This is a genomic window from Kitasatospora sp. NPDC056800, from assembly GCF_042789775.1.
Classification (GTDB): Bacteria; Actinomycetota; Actinomycetes; order Streptomycetales; family Streptomycetaceae; genus Kitasatospora.
This window is the reverse complement of the sequence record NZ_JBHUAL010000237.1, coordinates 1-14,770: the sequence shown is the minus strand read 5'-3', so window position 1 is coordinate 14,770 and position 14,770 is coordinate 1. Positions and strand designations below refer to the sequence as shown.

At 75.1% G+C, this 14,770-nt stretch carries 14 protein-coding genes; 8 read left to right on the top strand and 6 right to left on the bottom strand.

Features of this window, described 5'->3' with window-relative positions; genetic code table 11:
- Window positions 1–97 precede the first annotated feature (97 nt).
- Window positions 98–1,708, bottom strand: coding sequence for a beta-propeller fold lactonase family protein (locus tag ACFRQN_RS35505; RefSeq protein ID WP_380744634.1), 1,611 nt, complete (start codon window positions 1,706–1,708; stop codon window positions 98–100).
- Between the two features lie 306 nt (window positions 1,709–2,014).
- Between ACFRQN_RS35505 and ACFRQN_RS35500 the strand changes: the two genes are divergently transcribed.
- The 5 genes from ACFRQN_RS35500 to ACFRQN_RS35480 all read left to right on the top strand — a co-directional run bounded on the left by ACFRQN_RS35500 (window position 2,015) and on the right by ACFRQN_RS35480 (window position 6,903).
- Window positions 2,015–2,464 carry an RrF2 family transcriptional regulator gene (locus ACFRQN_RS35500; RefSeq protein ID WP_380744632.1) on the top strand — a complete coding sequence of 150 codons (450 nt, stop codon included), beginning with the start codon at window positions 2,015–2,017 and terminating at the stop codon, window positions 2,462–2,464.
- Window positions 2,465–2,613: 149 nt separating this feature from the next.
- On the top strand, window positions 2,614–3,795 hold the full coding sequence (locus tag ACFRQN_RS35495; protein ID WP_380744629.1) for a globin domain-containing protein: 1,182 nt from the start codon (window positions 2,614–2,616) through the stop codon (window positions 3,793–3,795).
- Window positions 3,796–3,986: 191 nt separating this feature from the next.
- Entirely contained in the window at window positions 3,987–4,748 is a 762-nt protein-coding gene (locus tag ACFRQN_RS35490; protein ID WP_375873725.1) for a (Fe-S)-binding protein, read from the top strand.
- Window positions 4,745–6,160: a lactate utilization protein B gene (locus ACFRQN_RS35485; RefSeq protein ID WP_380744626.1), complete on the top strand. Its 1,416-nt coding sequence runs from the start codon at window positions 4,745–4,747 to the stop codon at window positions 6,158–6,160. The genes ACFRQN_RS35490 and ACFRQN_RS35485 overlap by 4 nt, the downstream gene beginning before the upstream one ends.
- Window positions 6,157–6,903: a lactate utilization protein C gene (locus ACFRQN_RS35480; RefSeq protein WP_380744624.1), complete on the top strand. Its 747-nt coding sequence runs from the start codon at window positions 6,157–6,159 to the stop codon at window positions 6,901–6,903. Before ACFRQN_RS35485 ends, ACFRQN_RS35480 begins: the two co-directional genes overlap by 4 nt.
- Here ACFRQN_RS35480 and ddaH read toward each other — a convergent pair.
- The gene (ddaH, locus tag ACFRQN_RS35475; RefSeq protein WP_049652461.1) at window positions 6,890–7,717 is read right to left on the bottom strand and encodes a dimethylargininase; all 828 of its coding nucleotides are present in this window, start codon (window positions 7,715–7,717) and stop codon (window positions 6,890–6,892) included. The two genes, ACFRQN_RS35480 and ddaH, sit on opposite strands and share 14 nt — an antisense overlap.
- Before the next feature lie 334 nt (window positions 7,718–8,051).
- Between ddaH and ACFRQN_RS35470 the strand changes: the two genes are divergently transcribed.
- Window positions 8,052–8,777 carry a hypothetical protein gene (locus ACFRQN_RS35470; protein WP_380744622.1) on the top strand — a complete coding sequence of 242 codons (726 nt, stop codon included), beginning with the start codon at window positions 8,052–8,054 and terminating at the stop codon, window positions 8,775–8,777.
- An 88-nt stretch (window positions 8,778–8,865) separates the two neighbouring features.
- Window positions 8,866–9,648 (top strand): SGNH/GDSL hydrolase family protein, encoded by a 783-nt coding sequence (locus tag ACFRQN_RS35465; RefSeq protein ID WP_074004931.1) that lies wholly within the window; start codon window positions 8,866–8,868, stop codon window positions 9,646–9,648.
- Window positions 9,649–9,687: 39 nt separating this feature from the next.
- On the opposite strand, the gene ACFRQN_RS35460 is transcribed toward ACFRQN_RS35465, so the two are convergent.
- Complete coding sequence (locus tag ACFRQN_RS35460) at window positions 9,688–10,116, bottom strand: DUF2809 domain-containing protein (protein WP_049652467.1); 429 nt, start codon at window positions 10,114–10,116, stop codon at window positions 9,688–9,690.
- Between the two features lie 213 nt (window positions 10,117–10,329).
- Here ACFRQN_RS35460 and ACFRQN_RS35455 point away from each other — a divergent pair, with 213 nt between their 5' ends.
- Complete coding sequence (locus ACFRQN_RS35455) at window positions 10,330–11,763, top strand: DUF2252 domain-containing protein (RefSeq protein WP_380744620.1); 1,434 nt, start codon at window positions 10,330–10,332, stop codon at window positions 11,761–11,763.
- Between the two features lie 59 nt (window positions 11,764–11,822).
- Here the strand turns inward: ACFRQN_RS35455 and ACFRQN_RS35450 are convergent, their stop codons facing one another.
- Genes ACFRQN_RS35450 through ACFRQN_RS35440 form a run of 3 tightly spaced genes read right to left on the bottom strand, consistent with a single transcriptional unit; the run spans window position 11,823 to window position 14,642 of the window.
- Window positions 11,823–12,515, bottom strand: a complete 693-nt coding sequence (locus tag ACFRQN_RS35450) for an alpha/beta fold hydrolase (protein ID WP_380744617.1) — start codon at window positions 12,513–12,515, stop codon at window positions 11,823–11,825.
- A 28-nt stretch (window positions 12,516–12,543) separates the two neighbouring features.
- Complete coding sequence (locus tag ACFRQN_RS35445) at window positions 12,544–14,082, bottom strand: MFS transporter (RefSeq protein ID WP_241853093.1); 1,539 nt, start codon at window positions 14,080–14,082, stop codon at window positions 12,544–12,546.
- Window positions 14,079–14,642, bottom strand: a complete 564-nt coding sequence (locus tag ACFRQN_RS35440; RefSeq protein ID WP_380744615.1) for a helix-turn-helix domain-containing protein — start codon at window positions 14,640–14,642, stop codon at window positions 14,079–14,081. Before ACFRQN_RS35440 ends, ACFRQN_RS35445 begins: the two co-directional genes overlap by 4 nt.
- Window positions 14,643–14,770 lie beyond the last annotated feature (128 nt).

The following is a 14,770-nucleotide window of genomic DNA, read 5'->3' as shown; positions in this document are numbered from 1 at the left end:
CGCCGTCATGACCGGAATGGTGAACTGACCGTGAGCAGCTACGCACACCACACCACCGGCGAGGGTTCCGGCGGGGCCCGGGGCGGCTGCCCGTGCGCTACTTGCAGGTGATCAGCAGCCCGAGCACCGCGGAGCAGCTGCGGGTGGCCCGGCTGGTGGCGGGCGACGGGTCGGCGGGCGCCCCGGCGGTGCGCGCCACGGTGACGTCCCAGCTGCGGAGCAGGGTGAGCAGGCCGACGCCGACCGAGAAGTGCCGGGTGGTGCTCGCGCCCTTGGCCAGCGGCGCGGTCAGCGCGCAGCTGAGCTTCCCGGCGGCGACGGTGCAGTCGCCGGAGGTCGTGGTCAGCCCGGCGGGCAGGTCGGCGGCGACGGTGGCCGTGGTCACCGGGTCGGGGCCCTGGCCGGCGAGGGTGACGGTGTAGTCGACCCGGCTGGAGAGCAGCCCGGTGACCGGGGTCGCGGTGAGCGCGACGCCCAGGTGGGCGGCGGGGGCGGTGTAGGTGAAGCGGTCGGCGGCGACGGCCGCGCTGGTGCCGCCGGGCCCGGTGACCCGCACGTCCACGGCTCCGGCGACGGTGGTGGCGGGGGCGGTCGCGGTGCAGCTGGTCTTCGTGCAGCTGAACGAGGTGGCGGCGCCGGCCGCGCCGAAGGTCACGGCGGTGGCGCCGGCCAGGTCGGTGCCGGTGATGGTCACTGCGGTGCCGCCCGTCCCGGAGCCGCCGTTCGGGCTGATCGCGGTCACGTCCGGCACCGGCAGCGGGAAGGTCACCACGTCGACGGCGCTGCCGGTGAAGTCGGCGAGGTAGCCGTGCCGCCCGTCGGCGGTCAGGGCCAGGCTGTACGGGCTGGCGCCCACCGGGACGGTCGCGGTGACCGTCCGGCTCGCGGTGTCCACCACGCTCAGGGTGTTGTCGGCGTAGTTGGAGACGTAGGCCGCCGTGCCGTCCGGGGAGACGGTCACCGCGTAGGGGCCGGAGCCGACGGCGACGGTGCCGAGGACCGCACCGGCCGCGGTGTCGATCACGGCGGCGGTGCCGTCGTCGCCGTCGGCGGTCCACAGCCGGGTGCCGTCCGGGCTGAGCGCGAGGCCGAAGACGCCGTGGCCGACCGGGACGGTGCCGCTCACCGTGCCGCTCGCGGTGTCGACCACGGTGACGGCCTTGGCGCCGGACGCGGCGACGTACAGCCGGGTGCCGTCCGGGGAGACGGCCAGGCCGTGCGGCTCGGCGCCGACCGGCACGGTCGCGGTCACGGTGTCGGACGACGTGTCCAGCACGCTGACGGTGTTGGCGGCGGCGTTGCTCACGTAGGCGCGGGAGCCGTTCGGCGCGAGGGCGAGGCCCCAGGGCTGGGCGCCGACCGGGACGGTCGCGGTGACGGCGTCGGTCGCGGTGTCCACGACGCTGACGGTGTTGTCCAGGTGGTGGGTCAGGTAGGCCCGGTGCCCGTCGGGCGACACGGCCACGGCGTACGAGCCGGACCCGGCGGTGAAGCCGCCGGACACGGTGTTGCTCGCGGTGTCGAGCACGCTGACGGCGCCGCTGCTCTGGCTGGTCACATAGGCGTGGCCACCGTCCGGCGTCAGCGCGACGCCCGCCGGGTACGGCGCCACCGCCAGGTGCGCGGCGACGGCCGGCGGCGGTGTGACGGCCTCGGCGGTCGCGGGCAGCGACAGCAGTGCGGCCGTGGTCGCGGATATCGCGGCCACGGCCGTCCGGGTACGACGGGGTGTGCGGGGTGTTCTCACGGGTCTCTCCAACTGCTCGGCACGGACGAACGTGTGGTGGTGCTGTGGTGGGTTCGGAGCCGGGGGAAGCGTAGAAGCCGCCCTGACTTTCCGTCAGGGAGTGACTACTAATGTCGCCAAATGTTCAGATCCGATCACCGCGCGAGGGTGCACGGACCCGCCACGGCCCCGACCGGGCCGAGGGCTCCGGATCGACGTGACCGGGATCTCGATCGACGTCGTGCAGAAAATTGGAGTTGCGGAGTCGCATTCGATAGCGTTCCGAACGTGAGGCTGACCAAGAGCACCGACATCGCCCTGCGGATCGCCATGCGACTGGCCGTCCTGGGCGAGGGCGACAACCCGACCACCCGCGAGGTGGCCGCGTCCGTCGGCGTGCCGTACACCCACGCGGCGAAGGTGGTCAGCCGACTGCAGCACCTGGGCGTGGTGGAGGCCCGGCGCGGTCGCGGCGGCGGGCTGATGCTCACCTTCGCCGGGCGGACCGGTTCGCTCGGACTGCTGCTGCGGGAGCTGGAGGGGGTCGGCGACGTGGTCGGCTGCGAGGACGACCCGCCCTGCCCGCTGCGGGCCGCGTGCCGGCTGCGCGGAGCACTGCGGGGCGCCCAGGAGGCGTTCTTCGCCGCGCTCGACCACCTCTCCATCGACGACCTGGCGGCCTCCCCCACCGGGCCGGTCCTGCTCAGCCTCACCGCGAGACCCGCCGACACCGCCTGACCCGCCGGCGTCACCGGCACCGCCGGATCCACCGAGACTGCCGGACCCACCGAGACCGCCGGACCCACCGGCCGATCGGCCCACCGGGGCCGCGCGCCTCTTTCACAGCCTTTAATGCGAATCTCAGATACCAGTTAGGAGCCCGACTGATGCTGTCCGCGAAGTCCACCGAGGTCATCGAGGCCACCCTGCCCGTCGTGGGCGCCGCCATCGGCGACATCACCCCGCGCTTCTACGACCGGCTGTTCGCCGCGCACCCGGAGCTGCTGCGCGACCTCTTCAACCGGGGCAACCAGGCCAACGGCACCCAGCGCGAGGCGCTGGCCGGCTCGATAGCCGCCTTCGCCACCGCCCTGATCGCCGACCCGGACCAGCGGCCGGACGCGATGCTCGCCCGCATCGCCCACAAGCACGTCTCCGTCGGCATCGACAGCAGCCAGTACAAGATCGTCCACGAGCACCTGTTCGCCGCCATCGTGGAGGTGCTCGGCGAGGCCGTCACCCCCGAGGTCGCCGCCGCCTGGGACGAGGTCTACTGGCTGATGGCCAACGCGCTGATCGCCGTCGAGGACCGGCTGCGCGCCGAGGCCGCCGCCGGCGGCGACCCGGCCGACCTGTGGCGCCCCTACACCGTGATCGCCCGCCACCAGGAGACCGAGGCCGTCACCAGCTACCTGGTCCGCCCCGCCGACGGCCGCCCCGTCCCGGCCTTCCGCCCCGGCCAGTACGTCTCGGTGCGCACCGAACTGGCCGACGGCGCCCGGCAGATCCGCCAGTACAGCCTCTCCGGCGGCGCCGACGGCGCCCTGCGCTTCAGCGTCAAGCGCGAGGACGGCGGCGAGGTCTCCGGCCACCTGCACGACCACCTGAAGGCCGGCGACCCCGTCGAACTGGCGCCCCCGCTGGGCGACATCGCCCTGGCCGACGGCGACGGCCCGGTGCTGCTCGCCTCCGCCGGCATCGGCAACACCCCGATGACCGCCATGCTCGACCACCTCGCCGCCACCGGCTCCACCCGGCGGATCGTCTCCGTCCACGGCGACCGCGACCAGCTGAGCCACGCCTTCCGGGCCGAACTGGCACGGCTCACCGCCGACCTGCCGAACGCGGACTCGCACGTCTTCTACGAGCGGCCGCTCGGCGAGTGGCCGGCCGAGCGCACCGGCCTGGTGGACCTCTCCACCGTCGAGGTCCCGGCCGGCACCACCGCCTACCTCTGCGGGCCGCTCCCCTTCCTGCGCGCCGTCCGCGAGCAGCTGCTGACCGCGGGCGTCCCGGCGGCGGACATCCACTACGAGGTGTTCGGGCCGGACCTCTGGCTCGGTGCCTGAGGCCCTGAGCCCCTGAGTCCCGGGGGCTGACGTCCCCGGCCGAGGTCGCACGGCCGAAGTCCCACCGCGGCACCGGTCCGCTCGGTACGATCACGAGCGGTCCGGTGCCGTTCGGCTTCCGGCGTCCGGCAGTTCGGCCGTCCGGCGGTTCGGGCGGCCAGCGGGGTCCGGTTCGGCAGAAGGGAGCCCGGATGCGGGTCGCGCTGTTCGCCACCTGCGTCAACGACGCGCTGTTCCCCGCCACGGCGGTGGCCACCGTCCGGCTGCTGGAACGGCTCGGCGTGACGGTGGACTTCCCCGCCGGGCAGACCTGCTGCGGGCAGCCGCAGTACAACACCGGCTACCGCAGGGGCTGCGAGCCGCTGGTCCGACGGACCGCGAAGGCCTTCGCCGGGTACGACCACGTGGTGACGCCCTCGGGCTCCTGCGTGGCGATGGTCCGGGACAACTACCCCCGGATCGGCGCCAGGGCCGCCGCCGAGGGCCGGGGCACCGAACTCGCCGACCTGGCCACCGACCTGGTGCCCCGGGTGGTCGAGCTGACCGAGTTCCTGACCGACGTGCTCGGCGTCGAGGACGTCGGCGCGTACTTCCCGCACACCGTCACCTACCACCCCTCCTGCCACGGCCTGCGCCTGCTCGGCCTCGGCGGGCGCCCGCGCCGGCTGCTGGGCGCCGTCGAGGGCCTGGAGCTGGTCGAGCTGCCCGGGGCCGAGGAGTGCTGCGGCTTCGGCGGCACCTTCGCGGTCAAGAACGCGGCGGTCTCGGCGGCCATGGCCGAGGACAAGATCGCCAACGCGCTCGGCACCGGCGCCCGCGTGCTCTGCGGCGCCGACAACTCCTGCCTGCTGCACCTCGGCGGCACCCTGCGCCGCCGGGGCGCGCCGCTGCGGCCGCTGCACCTGGCGGAGATCCTGGCCAGCACCGAGGAGCACCCCTGGAGGCCCGTGTGAGCGGTACGTTCCTCGGCATGCCCGCCTTCCCGCAGGCCGCCGCCAAGGCCGTACGGGACGAGCGGCTGCGCGCCAACCTGCGGCACGCCACCCGCACCATCCGCGACAAGCGGGCCCGGGCGGTCGCCGAACTCGCCGACTGGGACCGGCTGCGCGCCGCCGGGAAGGCGATCAAGGACCACACGCTGCGCCACCTCGACCGCTACCTGGTGCAGTTGGAGGAGTCCGTCACGGCGGCCGGCGGCACCGTGCACTGGGCCGCCGACGCCGAGGAGGCCAACCGGATCGTCGCCGGACTGGTCAAGGCCACCGGGCGGACCGAGGTCGTCAAGGTCAAGTCGATGGCCACCCAGGAGATCGAGCTCAACGAGGCGCTGGCGGCCGAGGGGATCACCGCCTACGAGACCGATCTCGCCGAGCTGATCGTGCAGTTGGGCGACGACCGGCCCTCGCACATCCTGGTGCCGGCGATCCACCGCAACCGGGCGGAGATCCGGCAGGTCTTCGCCGAGCGGATGGCCTCCTGGGGCCGCCCGGCGCCCAGGGGCCTCACCGACTCGCCCGCCGAACTCGCCGAGGCCGCCCGGCTGCACCTGCGGGAGAAGTTCCTGCGCGCCGAAGTCGCCGTCTCCGGCGCCAACTTCATGGTCGCCGAGACCGGCACCCTGGTGGTGGTCGAGTCCGAGGGCAACGGCCGGATGTGCCTCACCCTGCCGCGCACGCTGATCTCGGTGGTCGGGATCGAGAAGGTCGTGCCGACCTGGCGGGACCTGGAGGTCTTCCTCCAGCTGCTCCCCCGCTCCTCCACCGCCGAGCGGATGAACCCGTACACCTCGCTCTGGACCGGGACGACGGAGGGCGACGGCCCGTCCGAGTTCCACCTGGTGCTGCTGGACAACGGCCGTACCACCGCGCTGGCCGACCAGGTCGGCCGCCAGGCGCTGCGCTGCATCCGCTGCTCGGCCTGCCTCAACGTCTGCCCGGTGTACGAGCGGGCCGGCGGGCACGCCTACGGCTCGGTCTACCCGGGGCCGATCGGCGCCATCCTGACGCCCCAACTGCGCGGCACCGCGAGCCCGGTGGACGCCTCGCTGCCGTACGCCTCCTCGCTCTGCGGGGCCTGCTACGAGGTCTGCCCGGTGGCGATCGACATCCCCGAGGTGTTGGTGCACCTGCGCGAGCGGGTCGCCGAGCAGGGCGGGCACCCGCTGGAGCGGGCCGCGATGGCCGCCGCCGGGTTCGTGCTGGACCACCCGGCGGCGCTCGCCGCCGCCGAGCGGCTGGCCGGGCGCACCCGGTCGCTGCACCCGCGCCGGCTGCCCGGGCCCGGGCGGGCCTGGACCGACACCCGGGACCTGCCGGAGGTGCCGGCCGAACCGTTCCGCGACTGGTGGCGGAGGAACCGCACATGACCGCATCCGACCGGCCCGAACGGCCTTCGAACTCACGGGAGTTGGTGCTCGGCCGGATCCGGGCCGCGCTCGGCGACGCCGCCGGGGTGGCCGAACAGCCGCTGCCCCGCGACTACCTGACGGCGCACGTGCCGACGGACGACCCGGCGGCGGTGCTCGACCTGCTGCACCACAACCTGGCCGACTACCGGGCCCTGGTGCACCGCTGCCACGAGGACGAACTGCCGCGCCGGATCGCCGGGTTGCTGGTGGAGCGGGGCAGCCGGACGGTCGTGGTGCCGGCCGGGCTGCCGGCCGACTGGCTCACCGCGGCCGAGGCCGAGGGGGTCGAACTCCTCCCGGACGACGGGACGCTGACCGCCGCCCGGCTGGACGCCGTGGACAGCGTGGTGACCGGCTGCGCGCTGGCCGTCGCCGAGACCGGGACGATCGTGCTGGACGCCGGACCGGGCCAGGGGCGACGGCTGCTCTCGCTCGTCCCCGACCACCACGTCTGCGTGGTGCGGGCCCCGGAGCAGGTCGTCGCCTCGGTGCCGCTCGCACTGCCCCGGCTCGATCCGGTACGGCCGCAGACCTGGATCTCGGGGCCGTCCGCCACCAGCGACATCGAGCTGGACCGGGTGGAGGGGGTGCACGGGCCGCGCACCCTGGAGGTGCTGCTGGTCACCGCGGCGCCGGAGCCGGACGACGCCCGGCACGGCATCCGGGGCGGCACCGGGGGCGGCACCGTCACTCCGGCCTGAGCTCCAGGGTGCAGCACTTCGCCCCGCCGCCGCCCTTCAGCAGCTCCGAGACGTCCACCGGGACGGGCTGGTAGCCGTGCTCGGTCAGCCGGCCGGCCAGGTTCTTGGCGGCCTCCGGCAGCAGCACCCGGCGGCCGTCCGAGACCGCGTTGAGCCCGAACACCTCGGCGTCGGCCCGGTCGGCGAGGATCGCGTCCGGGTAGAGCGCGCGCAGCACCGAACGGCTGTCGGCGTCGAAGGCCTCCGGGTAGTACATGACGTGGTCGTCGGCGAGCACCGCCAGCGCGGTGTCCAGGTGGTAGAAGCGCGGGTCGACCAGGGTCAGGCTGACCACCGGGACGCCGAACAACTCCCCGGCCTCGGCGTGCGCGGCGCGCGAGGTGCGGAAGCCCGTCCCGGCGAGCACCCGGCGGCCCACCACCAGGTGGTCGCCCTCGCCCTCGTTGACGTGCCCGGCCCGGCGCACCTCGCGGTAGCCGCGCTCGCGGAACCAGGCCAGGTAGGCCTCCGACTCGGCGGCCCGCTCCGGGTAGCGGAAGGTGGCGACGAGGGCGCGGCCGTCCAGGACGGTGGCGCCGTTGGCGGCGTACACCATGTCGGGCAGGCCGGGCACCGGGTCGATCAGCTCGACGGTGTGGCCGAGCCGGCGGTACGTCCAGTAGAGCCGCTCCCACTGGCGCAGGGCGAGCGCGGTGTCGGTGGGCTGGGCGGGGTCCATCCACGGGTTGATCGCGTAGTCCACGGTGAAGTGCGTCGGCCGGCACATCAGGTAGCGCCGAGGCCGGGCGTGGCGCTCCGGGGTCTGCGTGAGCATGGCTCAACCATCCTTGGATCGCGGGGAGTTCGTCGCACGGAGTTCGGGGTTCACGGGGCCGAACACCTTCGTTCCCAAGGCGGCTGCCCCGACGGAACCGTTCGCACACCCGGGTGGGCGCTCCCGGCAGTCGCACGCCCCCGCGCACCCGGCGCAGGCACCGGCGCACCGACCCTCCGGCGTCGGCCGGCGGACCGCGCCACCGGCGGGCCCGGCGCCTCGGGTCGTCCGGAGTCCGGCCGGAGTTCCGCCCGGACGCCCCGGGGGTAGACAGCATCCGAGTGGACGGCGGACCGGCAGTCGGGGGCAGGCGTTGGGGAACGACGACCGAGACGTGAACGCCACGAGCCGGATCGGCGAGAGCACCATCCACGGCAACGTGGTCCAGGCCGGCGTGGCCAACATCCATCCTCCCCAGCCGCCGCCACCCGATCGGCGGGCCCTCTGGATCGGCCTGCTGCTCCTCGGGGCACTGGTGGGCCTCGGGTCGGGCCTGCTGCTCGTCCGGGGGCAGCTCTCGGGCGCGGACCTGGCCCGGGACGGCCGATCGCCGTCGCCCCCCGTCTCCTCCGCGTCGCCGGGTTCCCCACCGGCTCCCTCGCCTCCGGAGCCCGTGGTGCCTCCGGAGCCGACCCCGACCCCGAGCCCGGCACCCGCGTCCGGACCGGTGTCCGTGCCGGTCCAGTGGCAGGGACAGCTCACCCTCGACACCGGCATGAGCAGCGGGCGGATCATCTGGGGATACGGGCTCGACTCGGTGCCGCCGGGGATCTCGCCCACCGGAGACCTCAGGCTCCAATGCGCCGCCGGGTGCGAACAGAACCAGGTCACGGGCCAGGCGGTCATCCCCTGGCCCGGGCCGAACCCACCCAGCCGGGAGGACTGCCGGCACAAGCTCAACACCGTCCTCGGGCAGCAGACCGTCACCGTGCGGCCCGGTTCCATGGCGTGTTTCGGGACGGCGAAGATGCGGGTCGGGTACTTCACGGCGCGCAGCGCGGGAAACGACGGCCGGACCACATTGGACGTGACCGTGTGGGAACTACCCCCGGGTTCATAGGGCCCACGGGGGCACGTGGTCCATCTCACGTGCCGCCGGAGTCACCTACGGTGGCGTAGGTCACTTGATTGGGTGAACTATCTCTTTCATGCCGAATCTCCAGGAGACCCTTGACCTCGATTCGTATGCCGCCATCGGCGACAGCTTCACCGAGGGTCTGAACGACCCCGGCGTCGACGGCAGGTTCGCCGGCTGGGCCGACCGCCTCGCCGGGATCCTCGCCGACGGGCGCCCGCCGGGCGCCTTCCGCTACGCCAACCTCGCGGTGCGCGGCCGGCTGCTGGACCAGATCACCGCCGAGCAGGTGCCACAGGTCCAGCGCCTCCAGCCCGACCTGGTCACCTTCTGCGCGGGCGGCAACGACATCCTCCGACCGGGCGCCGACCCGGACGAGGTGGCCGAGCGCTTCGAGGCCGCCGTCGTCCAACTCACCGAAAGCGCCGGGACGGTGCTGATCTGCACCGGCTTCGACACCAAGGACGTGCCGCTGCTGAAGCACCTGCGCGGCAAGATCGCCACCTACAACGGGCACATGCGCGCCGTCGCCGACCGCAACGGCTGCAAGGTGGCCGACCTGTGGTCGCTTCGCGCGGTGCAGGACCGCCGCGCGTGGAGCGAGGACCGCCTGCACCTGTCCCCCGAGGGGCACCAGCGGGTCGCCCTGCTGGCCGCCCGCTCGCTGGGCCTGCGCACCGCGCAGGACCCGGAGGCCCCGTGGCCGGACGCCCAGGCGCTCACCCCCGCCGACCAGCGGCGGGAGAACATCCAGTGGGCCCGCGAGTACCTGCTGCCCTGGGTCGGCCGGCGCCTGCGCGGCGAGTCCTCGGGCGACCACGTCGAGCCCAAGCGGCCGGACCTGCTCCCGCTCTGACGGTCCGTCAGGCCGCTCGCCCGGCCCGGGCAGCCGCGTTCAGACGGCTCCGCCGGGTGCCGCGACCCGGGAGGTCCGCAGCACCCGGTGGAGCACCCCGGCGCAGCCCGCGCCGACCAGGTACCAGAGCAGGTCCGGCGGGTTGAAGGTCGAGCCCAGCACCAGCCGGGCCAGGGTGCTGTGCCGCCCCCAGGCGTCCGGCAGTCCGGTCAGCTGGAACAGCTCCACGGCCCAGCTGAGCGCGGCGGCCACGGCGGCGGCCCGGCCGGGGCGCAGCCTCGGCGCGGCCAGCACGAGCAGGGCGTACAGGAGGACGGTGTAGAGCGCGTCCCCGGCGCACTTGGCGAAGTCCCCGCCGAACACGGCCCGCACACCCAGCCCGGCCGCCACGGTCAGCACCGCCGCCGACGCGGCCGCCAGGCGCGTGCGCCGAAGCGCCCGGGAACCGCTCCCCCCAAGATCGTTCACCCGCCCCACGCTACCCCGCGCCCCACGGGCTCCGCCCCGGCCCCGCGCCCCACGCACGCCCCGCCGCCCCCGCACCACCCCCGCGACCCGCAAGCGGACCCTCCCCTCCCGGAACCACCGCGCCACCCCGTACGTCACTCCCCCCGATGAAACGTCCGCGCAGGTCGTGGGCGGGGCGAGGACCGGAAGGGACGGGCGGGGACAGTGGCGCACGTGGGTGGGGCCGAGGCGGCCGGGTCGGGGTCGGCGGCGGGGCGGGACGAGCGGACCCGGCGCGGGTTCGCGGTGGCCGGGTTCGCCCCGGCGCAGGACGGGCGGGCGCGGGAGCGCGGCAAGGAGCTGCGGACCCGGGTGCCCCGGGAGCGGCACGCGGAGTTCGCGCCCGCACCCGACCGGCCGACGGCCGTGACCGCGCTGGAGGCCTCCAACGCCGGCCGAATAGCCCGGCTGGTGCCGATCCGGGTCGGCCGGATGGCCGCCGGCCCGTTCGCGTTCCTGCGCGGCTCGGCCGGGCTGATGGCCGCCGACCTCGCGGGCACCCCGGTGACCGGGGTGGGCGCGCAGCTCTGCGGGGACGCGCACGCCGCGAACTTCGGCCTGTACGGCGACGCGCGCGGCCAGATCGTGCTGGACATCAACGACTTCGACGAGACCGTCCCCGGCCCCTGGGAGTGGGACCTCAAGCGGCTCGCCGCCAGCCTGGTGCTGGCCGCCCGGGAGGCCGGGGCGAGCGAGACCACCGCGCGCGAGGCCGCCCAGCACGTGGCGGGCTCCTACCGCCGGACGGTGCGCACGCTCGCCAAACTGCCCGGGCTGGACGCCTGGAACGCCATCGCGGACGAGCAGCTGGTCTCCTTCGCCGAGGCGCACGACCTCGCCGAGGTGCTGCGCAAGGTCGGCGCGAAGGCGCTCGGCAACACCAGCGCCCGGTTCGCCGCCCGCAGCACCGCCCGTACCGCGGACGGCGGTTGGCGGTTCACGGCCGCTCCCCCGGTGCTCACCGAGGTGACCGACGCGACCGCCCGCGCCGTCGCGCACGCGCTCGGCCCGTACGTCGAGACGGTTCCGGCCGAGGTCCGCACCCTGCTGTCCCGCTACCGGGTGCAGGACGTGGCGTTCCGGGTGGTGGGCACCGGCAGCGTGGGCACCCGCTCGTACGTGGTGCTGCTCACCGACCACCGGGACCAGCCGCTGGTGCTGCAGGTGAAGGAGGCCCGCCCGTCCGCGCTGCTGCCGTACCTGCCGGCCGGGCCGCGGCCCGCGGCGGACGGGCACGAGGGCCGCCGGGTGGTGCTCGGCCAGAAGCACATGCAGGTGGTCAGCGACACCCTGCTGGGCTGGACCACGGTCGACGGACTCCCGTACCAGGTACGGCAGTTCCGCAACCGCAAGGGCAGTGTCGACCCGGCGGCGCTGCTGCCTGGCCAGCTGGACGACTACGCCCGGATCACCGGCGCCCTGCTGGCCCGGGCGCACTCGCACACCGCCGACCCGGACCTGCTGGCCGGGTACTGCGGCAAGAGCGAGGCGCTGGACGAGGCCGTCGCCGCCTTCGCGGTGGCCTACGCCGACCGCACCGAGGCCGACCACGCCGACCTGCTGACGGCGGTGCGCAACGGGCGGCTGCCCGTCGAGCACGGCGTCTGACCGATCCGCCGCCCGCCCCGCCCGGCGTCCGCCTCACTCGACGGCAGCGGCCCTGCGGCTCAGCGGGCCAGGAACGGCGCCACCGCGGCGACGAACCCGGCGGGCCGGGCACCGTGCACCAGGTGCCCGGCCTCGACGGTGACCAGGCGGCAGTCCGGGATCAGCCGGGCGAGTTCGGCGATCCGCTCCTGCGGGACGTGGCTGGCCGGGCCGCCGGCGACGGCCAGGGTGCGGGCGGTGATCCCGGCCAGCCCCTCCCGCCAGGCCGGGTCGGGGTCGTCGAGCTGGGCCCTGACCGCCTCGACCGCCGCCCAGTCGAAATGCACGTCCGGGTCCGGGTCCTCGGGCGGCGCGCTCGCCGGGCGCGGGTACAGCGCGGGGATCTCCTCCAGGACCAGCCGGTCGATCCGCTCGGGCGCGGCCTGGGCGAGCAGGTAGGCGACGGCGCCGCCCATCGAGTGGCCGACCAGGTCGACGCGGGCGAGCCCGAGGGCGTCGAGGAAGGCCAGCACGTCGTCCCGCATCGCCTCCAGCGCGTAGGCGGCGGTGCGGGCGCTGTCGCCGTGGCCGCGCAGGTCGAGCGCGTACACGTGGTGGCCGGGGGCGAGCTCCGGCAGGACGGTGTCCCAGTCGGCGGCCCGCTCGCCGAGGGCGTGCAGCAGCACCAGCGGCGGGCCGCCGGGCCGTCCGCTCTCGCGGTAGGCGAGCGTCACCTCGGGCAGGTCCACGGTCCGGGTCCGTACGTCGGTCATGCCCGCCACGGTACGCGCCGACCACCGCCTAACGGACCGGTGTTCGCCCTCGGCTCATCGCGACCGGTCCGCCGTCGTGCTGCTCGCGGGCCGTGGCGCGGCCGGCGAACACCGAGGCCAGGACGGCGAGTCCGGCCACCGCGGCGCACACCACGCTCGCCGTCAGGTAGGCGGAGCGGTGCCCGCCACCGCCGACGGTCTCCCGCAGGTAGACCCCGGACAGGGCCGAGACCGCGACGGCCGCCGCGATCCGCTGGGCCATCTGCAGGATCGCCCCGCTCACGCCCGCCGCCTCGGCGGGCGCGTGGCGCAGCACGTACGCCTGGTTGGTGGAGCCCATCAGGCCCACCGAGGCGCCGCCGAGCAGTTGCAGCAGCGCCAGCAGCCAGGGCAGCACGGCGGCGGGCGCCCAGTGCGCGAGCAGTCCGCTGAGCAGCATGGCGAGCGCGGAGCCGACCATCCCGACGGTGACGGTGCGTCGGCCGTAGCGCTGGACGACCCGCCAGGCGAGCGCGGAGGCCACGCCCATGGCCACGGCGGAGGGCAGCGCGACCAGCGCGGCGCCCATCGGGGAGAGGCCGAGGCCGTCCTGGAGGAACATGGTCAGGACCAGCGAGGCGGCGAGCGAGGAGCCGAACTGGGCCATCGCGGTGGCCGTCCCGAGCGCGTACGGCGCGGAGCGGGTGAGGGCCGGGTGGATCAGCGGGTGGCCGCCGGACCGGGCGTAGCGCCGCTGCCACCAGGCGAGCGCGCCGAGCAGCAGCAGGGCGGCGGCCGCGAAGGCGAGCCAGCCGGTCCAGCCGGGCGGCCGGACGAAGGGCAGCATCAGGGCCAGGGTGAGCGCCCCGACCAGCAGCAGGCCGAGGACGTCGAGGTCGGCGTTCCGGGCGCTGGGGCGGGGCTTCGGCAGGTGGCGGGCCGCCAGGGCGACGGTGGCCAGGCCGAAGGGGACGTTGAGCAGGAAGGTCAGCCGCCAGCCGTGCTCGGGGCCGGCCAGGGCCAGCACCGCGCCGCCGATCGGCGGGCCGAGCGTGAAGGCGAGGCCGCCGGTGACGGCGTACATGCCGAGGGCGCGGGCCCGCAACTGGCCGTCGAAGACGTCCTGGAGGGTGCCGATCATCTGGGAGTTGACCAGGCCGGCGCCCACGCCCTGGAGCAGCCGGGCGGCGATCAGCACCCCGGGCTCGGTGGCGGTCGCGGAGACCAGGCTGACCAGGGTGAACAGGGCGAGGCCGGTGACGAAGAACCACTTGCGGCCCTTGACGTCGCCCAGCCGCCCGCCGGGGATCAGCGCGAGGCCGAAGGCGAGCGAGTAGCCGGCCACGATCCACTGGAGGTCGGCGGGCCCGGCGTGCAGGGTCTCGCGCAGGGCGGGGATGGAGGTGTTGAGGACGGACTGGTCGAGCAGCGTGGTGAAGCCGCCCGCGACGCAGACCAGCAGCACCCGGCGCCCGGCGGCGTCGAAGCGCTCCTTGGGTCCCCCGGGCTTCCCGGGTTCCTGGGGCGCCCCGCCGTTCCCGGGGCTCTCCTCGGGCTCCTTCGCTATCGGCCCGGTGGCGGCGCTCACGGCTCGACCACCACCAGTGCGTACCGGGCCTCGCCCGGGCCGAGGCTGCGGAAGCGGCTGGTGCTGCCGACGTAGCGCAGGCAGTCGCCGGGGCCGAGCGGCTGCGGCTCACCGTCCACGGTCAGCTCCAGGTTCCCCTCCAGCAGCCAGAGGTGGTGCTCCCGGCCGGGCGTGCAGGCGCGGTCGTAGGCGATGTCCGCGCCGGCCGGCAGCCGGCCCTCGATGATCTCCGCGCGCAGCGAGCCGTGCGGCGGCGAGACCGACCGGCGGACGAACCCGGTCGTCCCGTCCCGCCACATCTGCTGCTCCCCGGCCCGCACCAGCCGGGCCGGACCGGACTCCACCTCGGCGAGCAGCCGGGACATGGTCCGCCCGTACACGGCGCAGAGCCGCCCGAGCAGCGCGGCCGTCGGACTGACCTCCGCCCGCTCCACCCGGGACAGCGTCGACCGGCTGACGTCCGCCAGCCGTGCCAACTCCTCCAAGGTCCACCCGCGTTCCAGCCTCAGCTCGGCGAGTCGTTGTGCCAGCCGCTCGTCGGCGGCCGCGTCGATTCCCATATTCGCGATGCTATCCCGGATATGAGATCCACTCACCGGGGTCGGCCCCGGGGCCCCGGGTCGTCGGAAGCCTTCGGGCGGCAGCCCCGCCCCGGCGCACGCGGCGCCCCGAGCCGGGGCGAGGTGCG

Excerpts from the sequence above, each read along its gene's own strand:
- ACFRQN_RS35495 (WP_380744629.1), top strand. The coding sequence starts at position 2,614 with ATGCTGTCCGCGAAGTCCACCGAGGTCATCGAGGCCACCCTGCCCGTC.
- ACFRQN_RS35490 (WP_375873725.1), top strand. The coding sequence starts at position 3,987 with ATGCGGGTCGCGCTGTTCGCCACCTGCGTCAACGACGCGCTGTTCCCC.
- ACFRQN_RS35480 (WP_380744624.1), top strand. The coding sequence starts at position 6,157 with ATGACCGCATCCGACCGGCCCGAACGGCCTTCGAACTCACGGGAGTTG.
- ddaH (WP_049652461.1), bottom strand. The coding sequence starts at position 7,717 with ATGCTCACGCAGACCCCGGAGCGCCACGCCCGGCCTCGGCGCTACCTG.
- ACFRQN_RS35465 (WP_074004931.1), top strand. The coding sequence starts at position 8,866 with ATGCCGAATCTCCAGGAGACCCTTGACCTCGATTCGTATGCCGCCATC.
- ACFRQN_RS35450 (WP_380744617.1), bottom strand. The coding sequence starts at position 12,515 with ATGACCGACGTACGGACCCGGACCGTGGACCTGCCCGAGGTGACGCTC.
- ACFRQN_RS35440 (WP_380744615.1), bottom strand. The coding sequence starts at position 14,642 with ATGGGAATCGACGCGGCCGCCGACGAGCGGCTGGCACAACGACTCGCC.